The 20,511-nt window shown below is 71.3% G+C and carries 16 protein-coding genes; 5 read left to right on the top strand and 11 right to left on the bottom strand.

Annotated features, from left to right (window positions below; genetic code table 11):
• Nucleotides 1-348: 348 nt before the first annotated feature.
• Nucleotides 349-1,746: an MFS transporter gene (locus AB0I83_RS01325; protein WP_363303146.1), complete on the bottom strand. Its 1,398-nt coding sequence runs from the start codon at nt 1,744-1,746 to the stop codon at nt 349-351.
• Nucleotides 1,743-2,588 (bottom strand): alpha/beta hydrolase, encoded by an 846-nt coding sequence (locus AB0I83_RS01320; protein WP_363303145.1) that lies wholly within the window; start codon nt 2,586-2,588, stop codon nt 1,743-1,745. The genes AB0I83_RS01325 and AB0I83_RS01320 overlap by 4 nt, the downstream gene beginning before the upstream one ends.
• A 93-nt stretch (nt 2,589-2,681) precedes the next feature.
• Between AB0I83_RS01320 and AB0I83_RS01315 the strand changes: the two genes are divergently transcribed.
• Nucleotides 2,682-3,677 (top strand): LysR family transcriptional regulator, encoded by a 996-nt coding sequence (locus AB0I83_RS01315; protein WP_363303434.1) that lies wholly within the window; start codon nt 2,682-2,684, stop codon nt 3,675-3,677.
• A gap of 39 nt (nt 3,678-3,716) precedes the next feature.
• Here AB0I83_RS01315 and AB0I83_RS01310 read toward each other — a convergent pair whose 3' ends face one another.
• Nucleotides 3,717-5,360, bottom strand: coding sequence for a helix-turn-helix domain-containing protein (locus AB0I83_RS01310; protein WP_363303144.1), 1,644 nt, complete (start codon nt 5,358-5,360; stop codon nt 3,717-3,719).
• Between the two features lie 161 nt (nt 5,361-5,521).
• Here AB0I83_RS01310 and AB0I83_RS01305 point away from each other — a divergent pair, with 161 nt between their 5' ends.
• Both AB0I83_RS01305 and AB0I83_RS01300 read left to right on the top strand, forming a co-directional pair.
• Nucleotides 5,522-6,067, top strand: a complete 546-nt coding sequence (locus tag AB0I83_RS01305) for a tellurite resistance TerB family protein (protein ID WP_356531761.1) — start codon at nt 5,522-5,524, stop codon at nt 6,065-6,067.
• Between the two features lie 150 nt (nt 6,068-6,217).
• Entirely contained in the window at nt 6,218-7,402 is a 1,185-nt protein-coding gene (locus AB0I83_RS01300) for a spore photoproduct lyase family protein (protein ID WP_363303143.1), read from the top strand.
• Between the two features lie 165 nt (nt 7,403-7,567).
• On the opposite strand, the gene AB0I83_RS01295 is transcribed toward AB0I83_RS01300, so the two are convergent.
• The 3 genes from AB0I83_RS01295 to AB0I83_RS01285 all read right to left on the bottom strand — a co-directional run bounded on the left by AB0I83_RS01295 (nt 7,568) and on the right by AB0I83_RS01285 (nt 12,001).
• Complete coding sequence (locus AB0I83_RS01295; RefSeq protein WP_363303142.1) at nt 7,568-9,790, bottom strand: NADP-dependent isocitrate dehydrogenase; 2,223 nt, start codon at nt 9,788-9,790, stop codon at nt 7,568-7,570.
• Between the two features lie 180 nt (nt 9,791-9,970).
• Nucleotides 9,971-11,470: an amidase gene (locus AB0I83_RS01290; RefSeq protein WP_356531756.1), complete on the bottom strand. Its 1,500-nt coding sequence runs from the start codon at nt 11,468-11,470 to the stop codon at nt 9,971-9,973.
• A gap of 177 nt (nt 11,471-11,647) precedes the next feature.
• Nucleotides 11,648-12,001 carry a hypothetical protein gene (locus AB0I83_RS01285; protein WP_356531755.1) on the bottom strand — a complete coding sequence of 118 codons (354 nt, stop codon included), beginning with the start codon at nt 11,999-12,001 and terminating at the stop codon, nt 11,648-11,650.
• A gap of 246 nt (nt 12,002-12,247) precedes the next feature.
• On the opposite strand from AB0I83_RS01285, the gene AB0I83_RS01280 reads away from it, so the two are divergent.
• Complete coding sequence (locus tag AB0I83_RS01280; protein ID WP_363303141.1) at nt 12,248-13,018, top strand: hypothetical protein; 771 nt, start codon at nt 12,248-12,250, stop codon at nt 13,016-13,018.
• Here AB0I83_RS01280 and AB0I83_RS01275 read toward each other — a convergent pair.
• Nucleotides 12,981-14,534: an NCS1 family nucleobase:cation symporter-1 gene (locus tag AB0I83_RS01275; RefSeq protein ID WP_363303140.1), complete on the bottom strand. Its 1,554-nt coding sequence runs from the start codon at nt 14,532-14,534 to the stop codon at nt 12,981-12,983. The two genes, AB0I83_RS01280 and AB0I83_RS01275, sit on opposite strands and share 38 nt — an antisense overlap.
• A gap of 89 nt (nt 14,535-14,623) precedes the next feature.
• Nucleotides 14,624-15,625 carry a TIGR03842 family LLM class F420-dependent oxidoreductase gene (locus AB0I83_RS01270; RefSeq protein WP_356531751.1) on the bottom strand — a complete coding sequence of 334 codons (1,002 nt, stop codon included), beginning with the start codon at nt 15,623-15,625 and terminating at the stop codon, nt 14,624-14,626.
• 248 nt (nt 15,626-15,873) lie between these two features.
• Here AB0I83_RS01270 and AB0I83_RS01265 point away from each other — a divergent pair, with 248 nt between their 5' ends.
• Complete coding sequence (locus tag AB0I83_RS01265; RefSeq protein WP_356531750.1) at nt 15,874-16,704, top strand: alpha/beta hydrolase; 831 nt, start codon at nt 15,874-15,876, stop codon at nt 16,702-16,704.
• A 95-nt stretch (nt 16,705-16,799) separates the two neighbouring features.
• Here the strand turns inward: AB0I83_RS01265 and hydA are convergent, their stop codons facing one another.
• The 3 genes from hydA to AB0I83_RS01250 all read right to left on the bottom strand — a co-directional run bounded on the left by hydA (nt 16,800) and on the right by AB0I83_RS01250 (nt 20,440).
• Nucleotides 16,800-18,197 (bottom strand): dihydropyrimidinase, encoded by a 1,398-nt coding sequence (gene hydA / locus AB0I83_RS01260; protein WP_356531749.1) that lies wholly within the window; start codon nt 18,195-18,197, stop codon nt 16,800-16,802.
• Nucleotides 18,198-18,317: 120 nt separating this feature from the next.
• Entirely contained in the window at nt 18,318-19,601 is a 1,284-nt protein-coding gene (locus AB0I83_RS01255) for an aspartate aminotransferase family protein (protein WP_356531748.1), read from the bottom strand.
• A complete protein-coding gene (locus AB0I83_RS01250) occupies nt 19,598-20,440 on the bottom strand; it encodes a nitrilase-related carbon-nitrogen hydrolase (protein WP_356531746.1) in 843 nt (280 codons plus the stop codon). The genes AB0I83_RS01255 and AB0I83_RS01250 overlap by 4 nt, the downstream gene beginning before the upstream one ends.
• Nucleotides 20,441-20,511 lie beyond the last annotated feature (71 nt).

Raw genomic sequence — 20,511 nt, 5'->3', positions numbered from 1 at the left:
CCGTGAGCAGTGGCTTCTGCTGCGATCCAGCTTTCCGCGCCCCGTGAGCACCGCCTTCGACAGCCGATCATGAGCAGAACGCACGAGAGGGTCTCACCTGTCCGTCGCTCTGAGTACGGCGTGCTGAAGGCCACTGAGGGCGGGTGGCGCTGCTTTCGGATGCGCTCTCCTGAGTGCTGTGCCGTCCTGTGGAAAGCGCGTTGGCCGAGCGGCAGTTGGGTCGGGGGAGCTTCAAGTGTCGCGACGATCGCCGGTTTCAGAAACCGGCGATCGTCGTCTGTGTTCCCTCGGCGATTCGGAGGGGGCACGGCCGACGGGGTGAGGCGAAGGCCGCTGGAGGCCGACGCTTCACCTGCGTGCCCTTCCGCTGTGACTGCTGTGGCCGCGAACGGGCTCGGTGCCAGGCCGGTGGTGGAGCCGGAGGCTGATCAGCGCGGTGATCGTGAAGGCGGCGACCTGGTAGAGCATGGCGTGCCGGAACGCGGTGTCCGCATCGGCGGCGGGGGCGTAGTAGGCGAGTCCGGCCGCGGTCACTCCGATGGATCCGCCGAGCTGCTGTGCTGTGGGCAGCAGGCCGGAGACCGAACCGGCTGCGGGGCCGTGCACCTGGGCCAGGATCAGGGTGAACACCGACGCGGTGAAGGCGCCGAACGCGGCTCCGCCGACGGCCAGCACGGGCAGTGCCGTCTGGCGTCCCGCCGCCGAGCCGACGAGGGGGGCCAACGCCAGGCACATCCCGGCGAGGATCAGGGACGCGACGGTGAGCACCGTCGGCCCGTGCCGCCGAGTGAGAGCGGGCGCGGTTCTGCTGCCGACGACGGCGCCGGCGGCGAACGGTGCCGACGCCAGTGCGGCCGCCAGGGGCGAGTACCCGACAGCGGACTGGAGGTGGAGGAAGAGCAGGTAGGTGAAGGAGGGCACGCCCGTGTTGAACACGAACACCAGCAACGTGCCTCTCCGCGCCGACCGGTCACGCAGCACCGCAGGATGGATCAGCGGATCAGGCCGGTGCGGGAGGCTCCGGACGAAGTGGCCGAGGGCGGCCACAGCCACGGCGAAGCCGGCCCACGTCCACCAGGGCCAGCCTGCTTCCCGCCCCAGCGCCAGGGGCAGGACCAGCGCGCCGGCTCCTATGGTGACCAGCAGCGCACCCAGCTTGTCGACGCGGAGTCCGTCCGCTCCGCGGGTGCGGGGCAGCGCGGTCGCTCCTGCCAGCGAGGCGAGCGCCACCGGCACGGTGAGGAGCATCACCGGCCGCCAGCCGAGGCCGAAGAGATCGGCACTGAGGACGAGTCCGCCGATCAGCGGCCCGGCCAGTGACGCGACGGCCATGGTCGCGCCGTACAGGCCCAGGGCGCGCGGCCGGCGCGCCGTGGGGGTGGTGGCCTGGATGAGCGACAGTACCTGCGGGGCGACCAGACCACTGCCCGCGCCCTGCACCAGCCGGGCGGCGACCAAGGCCGCGGCGTCGGGGGCAAACGCGCCGGCCACCGAGCCCGCTATGAAGACCACCGTGCCGGCCGCGAACAGCCGGCGGTAGCCGTACCGGTCGCCCAGCCGTGCGGCGGGGATGAGCAGGCACGCGTACGTCAGGGTGTATCCGGCGAGGACCAGTTGCACGGCGCCGGGACCAGCGCCCAGGCCGGCCTGTATCGCCGGCGCGGCCACCTGGGCGACAGTGACGTTGAGCAGTTGCACAGAAGTGGCGCTGAGCACCACCGGCAGCACGAGGCGTCCGCCGCTCACGGCAGCAGAACCGCGGCGAGCTCACGGGGCCGGGCGGCGAACGGGCTGTGGCTGCCCGGGAGGGTGCGCACGGTGAACGGGTTGCCAGGCATGGCCCGGTCGGCTTCCGTGATCATGAGATCCTGCACGGCCGTCGGTAGCGCCCGATCGTCGGCGCAGCGCAGGAAGGTCCGCGGGACGCGCCCCCAGCGTTGTGGAGTCACGGTGACCGGGGTGGTGGGGATCGCCAGCGGCAGATCGGGGCTCAGTGCCGAGCGCCAGCGGTCGAAGCGGTCCGGAGCAGTGTCGTGGTAGTGAGTCTGCCGCAGTTCCTCGATGTAGGCGGGATCCTGCGAGAGCGGGTTGATCCGCACAGCGCCCAGTTCTCCGGGGTCACCGAGATTGAGACTCTGGCCCCGTGCCGTGGCGTTCTCGGGTGAACCGAGATAGTCGAAGAACCGGGGCCGTCCGGCGGGCACGAAGGCCGAAAGGTAGACGATCTCGTTGACGAGTTCGGGTGCGCGCTCGGCGGCCAGTGACGCGGGGCCGCCGCCCGCGCTGTGCGCGACGAGCACGACGCGACGGTGGTGGCGGGCCTGGCGCAGCGTGTCAAGCACGGCCTCGGCGCTGTCGTCCATCGTCACGGTGGCGAGCGCCGACTTCTCGGTCAGCAGGCCCGGCTGGCCCGGCTGGAGGTATCCGGTGGGCAGTGGCGCGTCGAAGCCGTGCCCCGGCAGGTCGATGGCCATGCTCGCGGCACCGAGTGCGGCGAGTGCGCGCTGGGTTGCCGCCCACTGTCCGGAGCCGTGCCAGGCGCCGTGCACGAAGACGAAGACGGTGTCTGTGGAGGAAGAATCGGTCATGACCGCATTCCACGCGACCCGGCCCCGACTATCGAGTGAAAGATCTGACAGGCTGCCCGACGATACATGTGAGATATGGCTGGGAGGCTTTACGTGGAGGCGCGGCACCTGCGGTATGCACTGACCCTCGCGGAGCACGCACACTTCGGCCGGGCGGCCGGTGCGCTGGGTATCGCGCAGCCTCCGCTGTCCAAGCAGATCGCCGACCTCGAACGGGAAGTGGGCGCCCGCTTGTTCGATCGCACCCGCCGGGGGGTGTTTCCGACGGCTGCGGGCGCGGCCTTCCTCTCCCGGGCGCGCAGGGCGCTCGACGAGATCGCGGCGGCCTCGGTCGACGCGGCCAGGGCAGCACGCGGCGAGACCGGCCGACTGCGCCTGGGGTTCATCGCTTCGGCGCTGCTCGAACCCCTGCCGGACGTCCTCGGCCGGTTCGGCCGCGAACGGCCCGACGTGCGGCTGGAACTGCACGAGATGGCGACCAGGCGCAGCACGGCCGCGCTCATCGCCGGCGAACTGGACGTGGCGATCGGCCTCGGCCCGCCAGGGGGCATCGGAGCCGAGCAGCTGGTATCGGTCCCGATCGGACACGACCACCTGGTCGCGGTCGTGAGCAGCACGCACCCGTACGCGGGGCAGTCGTCGGTGGACGTGGACCAGCTGCGGCAACAGCCGCTGATCGTTGCACCGGGGGAGGACGAGCCCGCCGTCGTCACCGGGCTGCGGACCCTCCTGGGCAAGGACTCCCCTGCGCTCGCCGGCGCGACCATCGCGAGGGACATCCACACCATCATCGGCCTCGCCGCCTGCGGGGTGGGCGTCGGTCTTGGACCCTCTCGCATGCTGACGGCCCCACGACGGGGCACGTGGTTCTGCGAGGTGACCCCGCGCACGCCTCTGCCCGATCTGGTCCTGTCCTTCCGTGCCCGGAACCGTTCCCCGGCACTGAACGCCTTCCTCGACGTCATCCGCAAGAACTGCCCCGAGGTCGGCGCCGCGCTCGACCACCGGCTCGGCCCACTCGGACCAAAAGAAGAAGGCGACCGAGACTCGACCCCACCGACCGCTACTGAACGTTACCGCTGCTCATGATCACGGGGAAATGCTCACGGATTCGCGGAACCTACACCCTCAGAACACCCCGGCCAGGCGGACCGCCAGAGTGAGGACGAGACGGGTGTCGGGGTCGTCGAGGTCGATCCCGAAGCGCTCCCGGGCCCGCCGCAGCCGGTATCTGAGCGTGTTCGGATGCAGCGTCAGACGCCTGGCGGCCAGCGGCACGTCCCCCGATGTCTCCAGGTAGGCCGCGAGGGAGCGCACCAGGTCGCCGCCTGCGGCGAGGTCCGCGCGGATCAGCTCGTGCACGGGCCCGGCGCCCGACTCCCACACGGGCCGCACCGCGTCGAGCATGCGCAGGGCGTCGATGGTCGACCCCACGCCGTCGGGTCCCGCGTGCCGTACGGCGGGCGTGTCCCTGCCGCGGGCCTCACGGTCCCGCAGGGCACGGACGACCAGCAGGGCCGTGTCGTAGGACAGTGACGCGTCGAGCCCCGAGCGCACCGTCTGTCCGGCGCCGGTCCGGACGGGCCCGGCACCGGGCATCCCGGCCGCGAGTCCGTCGAGATCCCTGGCGAGGTCGAGGGCCCCGCGCGGGTCGTCGGTCCCCCCGACGGGCAGCAGCACGGCGATCCGGTCCTCCTCGCGCAGGACCCGGGCGGTGGACCGGAACACCGCGGCCCGGGTGGCCAGGACCTCCAGGACGTCCAGGGCACGGTCGGATCCCGGACCGTGCGCCGGGGTGTGTACGGCGACGACGACGGCGTACGCGGCGTCGGGGGGCAGACCCAGCGACCACAGGTGCGCGCGCCGGTCGCCGTCTCCGTGGAACAGGCCGCGCAGCGCGAGCGCCTCCCGCCGTACGGTGCCGCTCTCCCGCATCCGGTGCCGCAGCAGATGGGGCACGGCGAGCGCGGCGGCCCGGCGCAGCACCTGGGGCGCGTCGGGCGAGAGCCGCCGCCCGTCGGCGGCGGCCCAGAGCGATCCCAGCATCTCACCGCCGCTGCGGACGGCCACGACGAGACGCTCGGGGGTGTCACCGTCGGCGGCCCGGTGGATGACGTCCTGCGAGGTCCACAGCGCGCGCAGCAGTCCGCTGCGTCGGAGTTCGGCGACCCGCCGTTCGGGGACCCGCCCGCCCAGGATCGTGGACCGGCGCAGCCCGTCCGCCTCCGGACCGGTCGCGGAGTGCGCGAGCACCCTGAACCGGGTGTCCTCGACGGTGATCGAGCCGTGGCACTGCCGGGCGGTGGCGGAGGCGAGCTCGGCGAGTCCCCCGGCGGCGGAGTCGGTGACGAGGCCGCCCCGGCCTGCTGCGGCGAATGCGGTCGCGGACCGCAGCAGGGCGGCGGTGTCTCCCCAGTCCGCCCATTCGGCACGGGCGAGGAGCGCGATGCCGCACTCCGCCGCCGCCGTCAGGGCTTCCGCGGGCACGGGGGTGCCCTCCGACTCCCGGAGCACCACCGCCGCCGCGCCGCGCCGAGCCGCTTCCCGTACGGCGGCGGCCGCGGACGGCGGGTCCGGCGGCAGTCCGGCGGCCAGCACGATCCGTCCCTCGTGCGGGCGGGCAGCGCCCTCGTCGCCGACGATCACGCCGAGGACCGCCGCGTCCCGCCCCGCGGGGGCGAGCAGCAGGCGCAGGACGCCGTCCTCGTCGTAGGCGAGGATCTGCCGGAGCGTGACGTGGTCCGGGCCGCTCCCGGGGGTGCCTGGCGTCATGAGCCGAGGATACGAGCGGGTGGGAGCGGGGGCGGCCGGCGGCTCGGACGGCCCCCACGATCCGGTGGACTTTGCGGAACCTTTACCCTGCTCGGGTCGTTGGGCCGGTACACGCGAAGCTTCGCGACCGGCAGTTCAGACGATGACCGAGGTGACGTCAGATGGCAGTGTGGGACCGGCTCAAGGATCAGGCCAGGACTCTGCAGCAGTCCCAGCAGGGGCGCGGCCAGGCCGGAGGGCGCGGGGGATCGCGGTCCGGCGGCGGCTCGCGTGCCCAGCTGGTCGGCACGCTGAAGAACCAGCTGACCTCGCTCAAGACGGAGCTGAAGAGCGGCGCCTACCGGGACGCGAGCATGGCCATGTGCGCCCTGGTCGCGGCCGCGGACGGACATGTGGACCCGGTGGAGCGGCAGAACGTCGAGTCGCTGATCCTCGGCAACGACGTCCTGCAGAACTTCCCGGCGGAACAGTTGCGCCAGCGCTTCAACAAGCACGTGGACCAGCTGACCCGGGACTTCCACCAGGGCAAGGCCGAGGCGATGCAGGAGATCGCGAAGGCGGCCAAGAAGCCGACCGAGGCCAGGGCGGTCGTCCAGACCGGCATCGTCGTCGCCGGGGCGGACGGCGACTTCTCGCAGGCCGAGCACATGGTCCTCCAGGAGGCGTGCGCGGCGCTGGGACTGTCGCCCGCGGAGTTCCAGCTCTGACACCGCGCGAGCCGGGCTGCCGGAGGGAGACCGGTGAGGGGCGGCGGCGGGGAGGCCGGAAGGTGATCGGCCGGACCGCGGCGGAGCACGCGGCGCGGTGCCGCGTGCTCTCGTACGGTTGGCCCTGACACCACCGAGCCTGGAGCAGCCATGCGTACCGCCCCCTCGTCCGGCGAGCCTGACCGGCGCCAGGAAGGGCTGTTCGACCTCGACGACATTCGGGGCGGACCCGAGATCCGCCGGCCGTCCGGACCGCTCTTCCGCGACTCGGACGAGGCCCGCAGGATGCTCACGGTCCGTGAGATCCACGCCGAGGAGGCCGCTGCCGCCTCGCCACGGGGCAGGGAGATCCTCGCGCGGTACCCGGAGGCGGAGGTCGTCCCCACCGACTCGCACTGGCGCATCCCGGAGCTCCACGGAAACAAGGGGAACGCGGATCGCTGGGTACGGATCAAGAGCACGGTCCTGGTCCTCGGCGAGAAGAAGACCCTGACCGTGCGGGTCAACGGGCGCTCGGCGGACTGGATCGCCCCGGGCGCCGCGAACGGATGCGCCATGGCGTGCGCCTACTGCTACGTCCCACGGCGCAAGGGCTATGCCAACCCGATCACCGTCTTCACGAACATCGACGCGCTGATCGCCCGGCTGAGGCGCCATGTGACCGCGCAGGGGCCCAAGAGGGAGCCGAACCAGTGCGACCCGGTCGCCTGGGTGTACGACATCGGGGAGAACAACGACTGCGCGGTCGACGCCCTGATCAGCGACAACACCGCTGATCTGGTACACGCGTTCACCCGCTGGCCCACCGCGAAGGCGTCGTTCGCGACCAAGTTCGTGAACCCCGACCTCCTGGGGCTCGACCCGCGAGGGCGCACCCGCCTGCGGTTCTCCCTGATGCCCCAGGACGACTCACGCCTCCTGGACATCAGGACCAGCCCGGTCGCCCGGCGCATCGAGGCCGCGGCCGACTTCGTCGAGGCGGGGTACGAAGTGCATTTCAACCTCTCCCCCGTCGTCATCAGGCCCGGGTGGGAACAGGCGTGGGCGGAGCTGCTCCAGCAGTTGGACGACGTCCTGCCGGCTTCGGTCAAGGAGCAGGCGGCGGCGGAGGTCATCATGCTGACGCACAACCGGGACCTCCACGAGGTCAACATGGCCTGGCATCCGCGTGCCGAGGACGCGATCTGGCGCCCGGGCCTCCAACAGGCCAAGCGCTCGGAGAACGGCAGTTGGAACGTCCGGTACCGCAACACCGTCAAGGCGGAGGCGGTCGAGACCGTACGCCGCCTGGTGCACGCGCACACACCCTGGCTGCCGATCCGCTACGCGTTCTGAGGACGCCGGTCGCGGCTGCGGTCTCGGTCGCGGCTGTCGCCGGAGGCCTGTCGCTCGGTTGGGGACAGCCTCCGGGGAACGCACGACCACAGCCGCCCCGGCAGGCGGATACCTGCCGGGGCGGCCGTGGTCGCGGTGCCGCGTCGGTGGACACGGCGGCCGGGATCAGCCCAGGGTCGCGATGGCCTTGTTGAAGGTGGCCGACGGACGCATGACGGCCTCCGCCTTCGCCGGGTCGGGCTGGTAGTAGCCGCCGATGTCGACCGGCTTGCCCTGGACGGCGATCAGCTCGTCGACGATGGTCCGCTCCTGCTCCGACAGCGTCTTGGCCAGCGGGCCGAACGCCTCGGCGAGCGCGGCGTCGTCGGTCTGCTGGGCCAGCTCCTGGGCCCAGTAAAGCGCCAGGTAGAAGTGGCTGCCGCGGTTGTCGATGCCGCCGAGCTTGCGGCTCGGGGACTTGTCCTCGTTGAGGAAGGTGCCCGTCGCGCGGTCGAGGGTGTCGCCGAGGACCCGGGCACGCGCGTTGTCCGTGGTCGTGGCCAGGTGCTCGAAGCTGACCGCGAGCGCGAGGAACTCACCCAGGCTGTCCCAGCGCAGGTAGTCCTCCTTGACCAGCTGCTGGACGTGCTTGGGCGCGGAGCCGCCGGCGCCGGTCTCGAACAGCCCGCCGCCGTTCATGAGCGGGACGACGGACAGCATCTTCGCGCTGGTGCCGAGCTCCAGGATGGGGAACAGGTCGGTGAGGTAGTCACGCAGCACGTTGCCGGTGACCGAGATGGTGTCCTCGCCCCGCCGGATGCGCTCCAGGGAGAACGCGGTGGCCTCCTCCGGCGTCCGGACGGAGATGTCCAGGCCGTCGGTGTCGTGCTCGGCCAGGTAGGTGTTGACCTTCGCGATGAGGTTGGCGTCGTGTGCGCGGCCCTCGTCGAGCCAGAACACGGCCGGGTTGCCGGTCGCGCGGGCGCGGGTGACGGCGAGCTTGACCCAGTCCTGGATCGGCAGGTCCTTGGTCTGGCACATGCGGAAGATGTCACCGGCGCCGACGGCCTGCTCCAGCAGGACCTCGCCCTTGCCGTCGACGACCCGCACGGTGCCGGTGGCGGGGACCTCGAAGGTCTTGTCGTGGCTGCCGTACTCCTCGGCCTTCTGCGCCATCAGGCCGACGTTCGGCACCGAGCCCATGGTCGACGGGTCGAAGGCGCCGTTGGCGCGGCAGTCGTCGAGTACGACCTGGTAGACACCCGCGTAGCTGCTGTCGGGCAGGACCGCGATGGTGTCGGCCTCGTTGCCGTCCGGGCCCCACATGTGGCCGGAGGTACGGATCATGGCCGGCATGGACGCGTCGACGATGACGTCGCTCGGCACGTGCAGGTTGGTGATGCCCTTGTCGGAGTCGACCATCGCCAGGGCGGGGCCCTCGGCGAGCTCGGCCTCGAAGGACGCCTTGATCTCGGCGCCCGTGCCCGGCAGGGAGTCGAGGCCCTTGAGGATGCCGCCGAGGCCGTCGTTCGGGGTCAGACCGGCCGAGGCCAGCACGTCGCCGTACTTGGCGAAGGTGTTCGGGAAGAAGGCGCGGACTACGTGGCCGAAGATGATCGGGTCGGAGACCTTCATCATCGTGGCCTTCAGGTGCACGGAGAACAGGACGTCCTCGGCCTTGGCACGCGCGACCTGGGCGGTGAAGAACTCGCGCAGCGCGGCGACGCGCATGACGGCCGCGTCCACGACCTCGCCCGCCAGGACGGGGACGGACTCGCGCAGCACGGTGGTGGTGCCGTCGTCGCCCGTGAGCTCGATGCGCAGCGAACCGGCCTCGCCGATGACGACGGACTTCTCCGTCGAGCGGAAGTCGTCGACGCCCATGGTGGCGACGTTCGTCTTCGAGTCGGCGCTCCAGGCACCCATGCGGTGCGGGTGCGCCTTGGCGTAGTTCTTGACCGACGCGGGGGCTCGGCGGTCGGAGTTGCCCTCACGCAGGACGGGGTTCACCGCGCTGCCCTTGACCTTGTCGTACCGGGCGCGGACGTCCTTGTCCTCGTCGGTGCGGGGGTCGTCCGGGTAGTCGGGAAGCGCGTAGCCCTGCTCCTGGAGCTCTGCGATCGCGGCCTTGAGCTGCGGGATCGAGGCCGAGATGTTGGGCAGCTTGATGATGTTCGCGCCGGGAGTCCTGGCCAGCTCACCGAGCTCGGCGAGCGCGTCATCGATACGCTGATCGGCCTTGAGGCGCTCCGGGAAGCCGGCGATGATCCGCCCCGCCAGCGAGATGTCGCGGCGCTCCACCGTGACCCCCGCGGTCGAGGCGTAGGCCTCGATGACCGGCAGGAACGAGTACGTCGCCAGGGCAGGGGCCTCGTCGGTGTGCGTATAGATGATGGTCGAGTCAGTCACCGGGTGCTCCGCTCCACGTCTGCAACATTGCTTGACATCAAGATATCTCCTGGCCGCCCCCCTCTCCACAGTGGCCCGCACCCGTGGGGGCGGAACCGGTCCTTCCCGCCCGGCGGGGCGGGAAGGACGCTCTCGTCGGAACCCTGACCGCCGAGTGGGGCGGCCTGGACCCCGAGCCGGTCACCGCCCCTCGGCGGGGCTGAACGGCGGCGTGCCGGGGGCCGGCGGCCGGTGCTCGTACCAGCGCCGGTCCGCCTCCAGCTGGGCGGCGAGCGAGATGAGCCCGGATTCTCCACGTGACGGGCCGAGGAGCTGGGCGCCGATGGGCAGGCCGTCGTGGGTGAATCCCGCGGGGACGTTGACCGCTGGCCAGCCGAGGACGTTCCAGGGCCAGGCGTAGGGACACGCGGAGGTCATCGCGAGGTCGGTGCGCCAGGCGCTCAGCCGGTCGAACTCGCCGACCCGTGGGGGCGGGGCGGCCGTGGTCGGGGTGAGCAGCACGTCGTATCCGTGTCCGCCGCGCGCCGTGTCGAAGAAGGCGCCGATCCGCGCGTGCTGGCGCACCTCCCGTGCGCGGGCGGCCCGTACGATCCGGCCACCGAGGCGGGTCCCGGTGCGCAGGGCGCTGCGGGTGCGGGGGTCGAGGAGGCCGGGCTCGGGGTGCAGCGCGGCGAGCTCGGCGATGCCGGCGGTGGCACGGGGCACGAAGGAGAGGCCGATCAGGCCGTAGCGGGGGCGGGCCTCCTCGACGTGGTGGCCGAGCCGGGCGAGCACCTCGGCGAGGGCGGTGACGGCGCGCAGGACCTCGGGGTGGGGTGCGTTGCGGGTGAGGGTGAGCGGTGGCCGCAGGGCGAGACCGATACGCAGCCGGCCAGGGTCCCGCCGGGCCGCCGCGGACGCGTCGACGGCGGGCGGGCGGTGCGGATCGCCGGGGTGGGACCCGGCCGCCGCGTCCAGGAGGAGGGCGGCGTCCGCGACGGTGCGGGCGAGCGGGCCGTTGACCGTGAGGCCCTGGAAGGCGTCGCTGTTCGGGTGGACGGAGATCCGGCCGCGTTGCGGCTTGATGCCGACCAGGTGGGTCCAGGCCGCGGGGATGCGGATGGAGCCCGCGCCGTCGGAGCCCAGCGCTGCGGGTACGAGCCCGGCGGCGACGGCCGCCGCGGAACCGCCGGAGGAACCGCCGGGGGTGTGCGCGGTGTTCCAGGGGTTGCGGGTGCTGCCGAAGGCCGGCCCCTCGGTGAAGGCCCACTGGCCCAGCTCGCAGGAGTTGGTCTTGCCGACGATGACTGCCCCGGCGGCGCGCAGCCTTCGGACGGCCTCGCTGTCGGCGGCGGCCGGCGGCAGCGCCCCGTCACAGCCGAAGTAGGTGGGCATGCCGGCGACGTCCGTGTCGTCCTTCACCGCGACGGGCACACCCAGCAGGGGAAGCCGCTCCCCCGCGTCGAGCCGCCGGTCGGCCTCGGCCGCCTCGGCGAGTGCGGCGTCCGTCCGCAGCTGGCGGAAGGCGTTGAGGGTGTGGCGGCTCGCCCCGATGCGCGCGAAGGCCGCTGCCACCAGGGCGGACGAGGTCGTCCGGCCGTCGGCCAGCCCACGTGCGCTGTCCGCGAGCCCGGGCTCAGCGGTGGAGGACTCTCCGGGCCTCGTCGGTCCGGTCCGCTCAGTGGGGTCTGCTGAGGACATCGCTTCCGCCTCCTCGCGTCCCGCCGGGCGCCGGACCCGGGGCCGCCCCGTGTCCGCCCGAACGGATCTACTGGAGAGTAACGAGGCACGGTGGCCCGCTCAAGCACGCCGCACCCGGCACACGGCCCGCCCGCCCGTGCGTTGCGGCAGACGGACGCGTGCGGCTTCCGGCGCGTCCTACGGCCGTACGTGGATCTCGCCGATGCCCGTCCCGAGGCCGGCGCAGTGGGCCGTCGACTGCCCGGACTGGCCGGGGCCCAGCGTGACGTGCTCCCCGTCCACGTCGGGCGACCATCCGCAGACCAGGTGGACCCAGAAGGTCTGCGTGGCCGAGCCGTTGTTCCTGCAGAGCGCGTATCCGGTGTAGTCGTCGATCGCGTGCTTGCCGGTGTCGCAGGACAGTCCGGGCGGAGTTGCGGAAGGCGCGGCGGCGACGGCGGCGACCGGTGCGACGAACGCGACGGTCAGTCCGGTGACGGCGGCGGCGCGCGCCAGCGCGAGGACGGCGTTCCCCTTGAGAAGCTTGTTCATCTCTCCCCTGTTTCCGGTGAGTTCCGGCACCTACGGTGAGTTCCGTCGGGTTCCGGTGATCTTCAGGCCACCCCTCCCCCACGTTCCGTAACCGAAAACAGCGCCGAACCTCACCCTCCGTACACCCGGCTCATCGCGCACGCAACAGGTCGCGGGCGTACGCTCGCCATAAGGGGTGCGCGGTCAGGGGGCCTTGGACCGGGCGCTCCGGAGGGCCCCGGCACGGGATGCATCCGAGGAGGCGCCGTGACACGTCAGCGCATCGCCGCAGGAGCCGCCGCCTGCGTCGCGGCCGTCGCACTCGTCGCCACCGGTGGCCCGGCGGCACAAGCGGACGACGGCTTCGAATCGCTCCCGGCCCGCCAGATCGCCGACCGCTCCCGGGACGCCCTGCTCGACGCCGGTTCCCTGCATATGCGCGCACGGGGCGACCTCGGCCGGCACCGGGCCCCGATGACGGTCGATCTCAGCCTGGACCGGAGCGGCAACTGCGCGGGCGGCGTCGACCTGGGCAAGGGCAAGGGTTCGGTCGAGATCGTCAAGCGGGGCGACGACGTGTGGCTGAAGCCGGACGCGGACTTCTGGGAGAACCAGGTGCCGGTAGGCGGGCAGACCTTCGAGCACATCCTCGACGGGCGCTACATGAAGGGCTCGGCATCGGACTCCAGGCTGCGCCCCGTGGTGGAGGCGTGCGACCTGGACACCCTCCGTGAGCTGGTGTCGGACAACACCGGCGGCTCCCACCACGGCGGCAGGACCTTCACCAAGGGCGACGTGACGAAGGTCGACGGCGTACGGACCGTCCCGGTCACCACGTCCGGCCACGGGCCGCGGACCACCGCGTACGTGGACACCGGCGGCGAGCACCACCCGGTGCGGATCACCGTGCGGGGCCACGGGACGGACGCGGCCGTGGACCTCTCCGGCTTCGACGAACCGGTACCCACGGCCACTCCGTCCCCGGACGAGACGGTGGACGTCAGCGCCCTGCTCGGCCGGACCCCTGCTCCCTCCTGACGCTCCCGCTCAGCAGTGTGTAGAGCACCAGCGAGGAGGCCAGGCCGACAGCCCAGCCGTAGTCCGCGAGCGGCCGCAGGAACGGGACCAGCCCGTCGGCCGGGAACGGGCCCTTGCCGGGGGCCGAATGGGAACCGCCCACCGCCAGCACGCCACCGGCCGCGAACGCGACGACGGCACGCCAGTTCCAGCCGCCGGTGTACCAGTAGCGGCCGCCGGGCCGGTAGAGGTCCGGCAGGTCGAGGACCGTACGCCGGATGATCCAGTAGTCGGCGATGAGGATGCCGGCGACCGTACCGAGCAGGCCTCCGACCAGTCCCAGCCAGGTGAAGATGTACAGCTCGGGCGTCTCGGTCAGCTTCCACGGCATGATCAGGACGCCGACCACACCGGTGATCAGCGCGCCGGTACGGAAGTTGACGACCTTCGGCGCGAGGTTGGCGAGGTCGTACGCCGGTGAGACGACGTTCGCCGCGAGGTTCACGGAGATCGTCGCGACCAGCACGGTGATCAGGCCGAAGAGCAGTCCGAAGACGTTGTCCGTCCTGGCCACCAGCTGCACCGGGTCCCAGATCGCCTCCCCGTACACGGCCTGCGAACCGGAGGTGACGAAGACGGAGAGCAGGGCGAAGAACGTCATGGTCGTCGGCAGCCCGAGCGACTGCCCCCGGATCTGGGCGCGTTGCCCCGCGCCGAAGCGGGTGAAGTCGGGGATGTTCAGGGAGAGCGTCGACCAGAACGCGATCATGCCCATCAGCGACGGGAAGAAGACCGGCCAGAAGTCCGCACCCCAGCCGAGGGCGGACGGCTGGTCCAGGAGGGGGCCGAAGCCGCCCGCCTTGACCGCGATCCAGACCAGCAGGACCAGCGCGCCGACGATCACGAAGGGCGCGGCCCAGTTCTCGAAGCGGCGCAGGGTGTCCATGCCCCGGTAGATGATGGCCAGTTCGAGCGCCCAGAAGAGGACGAAGCAGAGCCAGAGCGTCCAGGGCTGCCCGCCGACCTCACCGGCCCGCGCCCAGCCGCCGAAGATCTTGCCCAGCAGCGTGAAGATACCGACGCCGCCGATCCACGTCTGGATGCCGAACCAGGCGCAGGCGACACCCGCCCGGATCAGCGCCGGCAGGTTGGCACCACGCAGCCCGAAGGACGCCCGCGCCAGGACGGGGAACGGAATGCCGTACTTGGGCCCGGCGTGACCGGTGAGCAGCATCGGCGCCAGCACGATCAGGTTGGCCAGCGCGATCGTGAGCACGGCCTGCTTCCAGTCCATCCCGAGCGCGACGAGCCCGGAGGCCAGGAGCCAGGACGGGATGTTGTGGGCCATCCCGATCCACAGGGCCGCGAAGTTGTACGTCGTCCAGCGGCGCCGCTCCAGGGGCACGGGCAGCAGATCGTCGTTGACGAAGCGCGAGTCGTTGGGGACGGCTCCGGGGGCGAGCTCGACCCGGCCCGCCGGGTCGGCTATCCGCTCGCCGGACGGGGGTGGTGGGACGGGTGGGACGGTCGCGGTCATGGTGGCGTGACCCTTCGCTCGGGAGGAGGTGCCGTGCGGGGCGCGGGCGTGTGGCGGCTGGACGGCGACTGCGGTGAGGTGGAGGGGCGTCAGGCGGACAGTGCGGGGATGACCGTGGAGCCGTAGGCGTCGATGGTCGCTTCGCGCGCGTCGTGCATGTTGTAGACGGCGAACTGGTCGACCCCCAGGTCGCGCAGGACCCGGAGCTTCTCGATGTGCGCCTCGGGCGGGCCGAGCAGGCAGAACCGGTCCACGATCTCGTCGGGGACGAAGGCGGTGTCCGGGTTCCCGGTGCGGCCGTGATGGCTGTAGTCGTAGCCGGAGCGGCCGGCGATGTACTCCGTGAGGGCCTCGGGCACCAGGTCCGAGTGCTCGCCGTACCGGGAGACGAGGTCGGCCACGTGGTTGCCGACCATGCCGCCGAACCAGCGGCACTGCTCGCGCGCGTGCTCCAGGTCCTCGCCGACGTACGCGGGCGCGGCCACGCAGATGGTGACGGCGTCCGGGTCCCGTCCGGCGTCGGCGGCGGCCTCCCGTACGGCCTTGATCATCCACTCGGTGAGGTAGGGATCGGCCAGCTGGAGGATGAAGCCGTCCGCCTTCTGCCCGGCCAGTGCGAGAGCCTTGGGCCCGTACGCCGCCATCCAGACGGGCAGGCTGCCGTTCTTCACCCAGGGGATCTGCACGGGCTGTCCGTCGACGGTGGCCTCGCGCCCCTCGGCGAGGTCGCGGATGACCTCGATGGCCTCTCCCAGCCGGGCCAGGGTGTTGGGCTTGCGGCCGGCCACCCGCATCGCGGAGTCGCCTCGTCCGATGCCGCAGACGGTGCGGTTGCCGTACATGTCGTTGAGGGTGGCGAAGGTGGAGGCGGTGACCTCCCAGGTCCGGGTGCCCGGGTTTGTCACCATCGGCCCCACGACCATCCGCTCGGTGTGTTCCAGAATCCGGCTGTAGATGACGAAGGGCTCCTGCCACAGCACGGCGGAGTCGAAGGTCCAGCCGTAGCGGAACCCGTTCCGTTCGGCGCGGCGCATGAGTCCGACGACGGCCGAGGCCGGCGGGTCGGTCTGGAGGACGAGTCCGAAATCCATGGCAGATGCTCCTTCGGGAAGGGGACTCCATGCGCGAGGTGTCCGGCGGTTCGGACGTGGACGCGCGAGGTCGGGGCTTGGACGCGAGGCGCAACCTGGGCGAAATGAGGCTTTTGCCGGTTGAAGGTATCGTTTATCTCGTTCGGTCGCGGTCGCGGCACATCCGGCGGTGGCCACTCCCGCTCCTCGCGCGGCCGACGCACTCCCGCACGTCTCTCGCACCAGCGGTTCAAGCGGAAGGATCGACGATGGGCACGGTCAACTCGATCGACGGCACGAGCATCTACTACAAGGACTGGGGCCCCCGCGACGCCCAGCCGGTCATGTTCCACCACGGCTGGCCGCTCAGCGGGGACGACTGGGACAGCCAGATGCTGTTCTTCCTCGCCCACGGCTACCGCGTCATCGCCCACGACAGGCGGGGCCACGGGCGCTCCGGCCAGAGCGCCACCGGACACGACATGGACACCTACGCCGCCGACGTGACGGCGGTGGTCGAGGCGCTCGACCTGCGGGACGCCGTGCACATCGGGCACTCCACCGGCGGCGGCGAGGTCGCCAGGTACGTCGCCAGGGCCGAGCCGGGACGGGTCGCGAAGGCCGTACTCGTCAGCTCGGTGCCACCGGTGATGGTGAGGTCCGCGTCCAATCCGGGCGGCCTGCCGATCGAGGTGTTCGACGGCTTCCGCGCCTCCCTCGCCGCGAATCGCGCCCAGTTCTACATCGAGGTGCCGTCGGGTCCGTTCTACGGGTTCAACCGCCCCGGCGCCGAGGTATCGCAGGGGCTGATCGACAACTGGTGGCGGCAGGGCATGCAGGGTGCGGCCAACGCCCACTACGAGTGCATCAAGGCCTTCTCCGAGACCGACTTCACCGAGGACCTCAAGAAGATCGAGGTGCCGGTCCTGGTCGCACACGGCACCGACGACCAGATCGTCCCCTACGAGGACGCCGGGCCCCTGTCGGCGGAGCTCCTGCCGAACGGCAGGCTGAAGAGCTACGAGGGTTACCCCCACGGGATGCTCTCGACGCATCCGGACGTCATCAACCCGGACCTCCTGGCGTTCGTGAAGGAGTAGGACCCCCGACGGGTGCGGCCCCCGGCCGGCCGCACCACTTGTGTCCGGCCTCCCCGCGAAGGGGGCACGCGCGGGTGCGACCGGCCGGAGGGGCGTCACAGGTACTGGCATGTCCCCCTCGGCAGGTACGTGCCGTGGCCCGCGTGCCCCACGTAGGCGCGGTCCTCGATCACCGGGACCCCGCGCGACAGCACCGTCTCGACCCGCCCGGTCACCCGCTTGCCCTCGTAGGCCGAGTAGTCGACGTTCATGTGGTGGGTCTCGGCGGAGATGGTCTGCTCGGCGACCGGGTCGTAGACGACGACGTCGGCGTCGGCCCCCGGTGCGATGGTGCCCTTCTTCGGGTAGAGCCCGAACATCCTGGCCGGGGAGGCACAGGCGATCTCGATCCAGCGCCTGCGGGAGATGTGGCCGTCCACGACGGCCTGGTGGAGCAGGTCCAGCCGGTTCTCCACGCCCGGCATGCCGTTGGGGATCTTCGAGAAGTCCCCCCGGCCCATCTCCTTCTGGCCCGAGAAGCAGAAGGGGCAGTGGTCGGTGGAGACGACCTGGAGCTCGTTGTTCCGCAGGCCGCGCCAGAGCGCCTCCTGGTGCTCCCGGGGACGCAGCGGGGTCGAGCAGACGTACTTGGCGCCCTGGAAGTCGGGCTCCGCCAGGTTGTCCGTCGAGAGGAAGAGGTACTGCGGGCAGGTCTCGCCGAACACCGGAAGGCCTTTGTGACGGGCCGCGGCGATCTCCGCGAGGGCCTCGTCGGCGGAGACGTGCACGACGTACAGCGGTGATCCCGCGACCCTGGCGAGCTGTACGGCGCGGTGTGTGGCCTCGGCCTCCAGGGCCACCTTGCGCACGTCGCCGTGGTAGCGGGGGTCGGTACGGCCCTCGGCGAGCGCCTGTTCGACCAGGACGTCGATGGCGATGCCGTTCTCCGCGTGCATCATGATCAGGCCGCCGTTGCCGGAGGCCCGCTGCATGGCGCGGAGGATCTGGCCGTCGTCGCTGTAGAAGACGCCCGGGTAGGCCATGAAGAGCTTGAACGAGGTGACGCCCTCCGCCACCAGGCGGTCCATCTCCTTGAGCGAGGACTCGTTGACGTCCGACATGATCATGTGGAAGGCGTAGTCGACGGCGCAGTTGCCGTCGGCCTTGGCGTGCCAGGCGTCGAGCCCCTCCTGGAGCGAGCGGCCCATGGTCTGGATCGCGAAGTCGACGATCGTCGTGGTCCCGCCCCAGGCGGCGGCACGGGTGCCGGTCTCGAAGGTGTCGGCGGCGTAGGTCCCGCCGAACGGCATCTCCATGTGCGTGTGCGCGTCGACGCCGCCAGGGATCACGTACTTCCCGGTGGCGTCGATCCTGCGGTCGGCGCTCCAGCCCGCAGCGGCGTCGGTGCCGTGGGCTGCGAGGGCGGCGATGCGCCCGCCCTCGATCAGGACGTCGGCGTGGATCTCGTCGGACGCGGTGACGACGAGGCCGCCGTGGATGACGGTGCGGCTCATGTACCCCTCCTCGCGGTGGCGGAACGGGCCTACGCACGTGGACCGGGTGCTTTCGGCGTAGGACGCGTGTGTACGTGGAGTGCCCCGCGGAAGGGACGGGCGCCGCCGCGGGGCGTGTTGTCAGACCGCAGCCCGCAGGGCCTCGGCCATGATCGCCGCGCCCTCTTCCGCCTCGGCGACGGTGAGCGACAGCGGGGGCGCGATCCTGAGGACGCTGGTGTTGTGACCGCCGCCCTTGCCGATGAGCAGCCCGCCGGCGCGGGCGGCTTCCAGCACGGCCGCGGCGGCGTCCGGGTCGGCTTCGTCGGTGCCGGGTCTCACCAGCTCGATGCCGATCATCAGGCCCCTGCCGCGTACCTCCTTGACGGCCTCCGAGCCCGCGCCGACCGCACGCAGCCGCTCGATGAGCAGCCCGCCGACCCGTCGGGCGTTGCCCTGGAGGTCGTGCTCCAGCAGGTACGAGAGGTTGGCGAGCCCCGCGGCCATGGTGACCGGGGAGCCGCCGAACGTCGAGATGGAGTTGGCGTCCAGGCAGTTCATGACGTCGGCACGGGCGACGACCCCGCCGATGGACATGCCGTTGCCGATGCCCTTGGCGAAGGTGAGGATGTCGGGCGGCCCGTTCTCGGCGTGCGCCTGCCAGCCCCAGAAGTGGTCGCCTGTCCGGCCCCAGCCGGTCTGCACCTCGTCGGAGATCCACAGGATGCCGTGCCGGTCGAGGACCTCACGGAACGCGGCGTACAGCCCGTCCGGCGGTGCGGTGAAGCCGCCGACCCCCTGGATCGGCTCGGCGATGAGCGCGGCGGGCCGCCTGGTGTGGCCGAGCAGGTCCTCCAGGTCGGCCACGCACGCCTTGATGAACCGCTCGTCGCTGAGCTCCGCGTACGGTCCGCGGCTGCGGACGCCGCCGTGGACGTACAGCGTCTGCAGTGGTGACAGAGTGGTGGGCGACCAGGCCCTGTTGCCGGTGATGGACACGGCCGAGAAGGACCTGCCGTGGTAGCTGTTGCGCATCGCCAGGATCTGGTTCGACCCCCGGTGTGCGGTGGCGAGCAGCAGGGCGGCGTCGTTGGCCTCGGTGCCCGAGGTGGTGAAGAAGACCCGGGCGTCCGGGATGCCGGATAGCGTGGCGACCCGCTCGGCGAGTTCGACCATCGGGCGGTTCAGGTAGAGGGTCGAGGAGTGGATCAGCCGGCCGGCCTGCTCGGAGACGGCCTTGGTCACCTCGGGCAGGGCGTGCGCGGTCATGGTCGTGAGGATGCCGCCGAAGAAGTCGAGATAGCGGTTGCCGTCCGCGTCCCAGACGTGGCGGCCCTCCCCGTGGGTGAGTTCCAGCGGCTGCCGGTAGTAGAGCGCCATCCACTCGGGGCTGACGGCCAGGTGCCGCTCGTGCAGTCCGGTCACGGCTCCACCAGCCCGTCGTACGCGTCGGGCCTGCGGTCCCGGTAGAAGGCCCACTGCTGCCGGACCTCCTCGATCAGCCCGAAGTCGAGGTCGCGGACGAGGAGTTCCTCCTCCTTGTCGCTCGCGACCTCTCCCACGAACTGTCCTCGCGGGTCGACGAAGTAGCTGGTTCCGTAGAAGTCGTTGTCGCCGTACTCCTCCTGGCCGACGCGGTTGATCGCGGCGATGAAGTACTCGTTGGCCACGGCGGAGGCGGGTTGCTCCAGCTGCCACAGGTGCCCGGAGAGCCCCCGCGAGGTCGCCGACGGGTTGTACACCAACTGGGCTCCGTTGAGTCCCAGTTGACGCCAACCCTCCGGGAAGTGCCGGTCGTAGCAGATGTATACGCCGACCTTGCCGACAGCGGTGTCGAAGACCGGCCAGCCGGCGTTGCCGGGCTTGAAGTAGTACTTCTCCCAGAAGCCCTTGACCTGGGGGATGTGGTGCTTGCGGTACTTGCCGAGGTACGAGCCGTCGGCGTCGATCACCGCGGCGGTGTTGTAGTAGAAGCCGGACTGTTCGAGCTCGAAGACCGGTACCACGATCACCATGCCGGTCTCGCGGGCCAGGTCCCGCATACGGCGGACCGTCGGCCCGTCCGGCACGGGTTCGGCCCAGCGGTAGTGCTCGGGTTCCTGCACCTGGCAGAAGTAGGGGGCGTTGAAAACCTCCTGGAACCCGATGATCTTCGCGCCCTGCCGGGCTGCCTCGCGAGCGTGTTCCTCATGCTTGGCGATCATGGATTCGGTGTCGCCGGTCCAGGTCGCCTGGACGAGTGCGGCGCGTACGACGTGGGACATGAGCTGCTCCTTCGACGCGGCGTCAGAGAGCCTCTACGTGTTTTCTACGCCCGTAGACACGATGCATAGGA

Source organism: Streptomyces sp. NPDC049970 (genome assembly GCF_040660235.1).
Taxonomy (GTDB): Bacteria; Actinomycetota; Actinomycetes; order Streptomycetales; family Streptomycetaceae; genus Streptomyces.
Note: the sequence above shows the minus strand (reverse complement) of the source record. Positions and strands in the feature narration are given on the sequence as shown.